Raw genomic sequence first — 280 nt, 5'->3', positions numbered from 1 at the left:
CTTTTCAGCACATCACTTAAATAGGCATAGGGATCCAGCCCATTCAGCTTTGCTGACTGGATTAATGTCATAATATTGGCTGCTCGCTGACCGCTGCGCAGCGAACCTGCAAATAACCAGTTCTTACGTCCCAACGCCCAGGGGCGCATCTGGTTTTCCACCCAGTTATTGCAAATCGGTAGATTGCCATCATCCAGATAGCGGCTTAAAGCTGGCCAACGCTTCAGAGTGTAATTGATCGCCTTGGCGGTTGGAGAACTCGATGGCACAGTCAGTTGAT

1 protein-coding gene is annotated in these 280 nt (G+C 49.6%); it reads right to left on the bottom strand.

What is annotated here, in order from left to right:
* The coding region (locus JYB63_RS23070) for an IS66 family transposase (protein WP_205660246.1) at nt 1-280 on the bottom strand (280 nt) is incomplete at both ends.

It is taken from the genome of Aliamphritea spongicola (genome assembly GCF_017051665.1).
GTDB lineage: Bacteria > Pseudomonadota > Gammaproteobacteria > Pseudomonadales > Balneatricaceae > Amphritea > Amphritea spongicola.
Note: the sequence above shows the minus strand (reverse complement) of the source record. Positions and strands in the feature narration are given on the sequence as shown.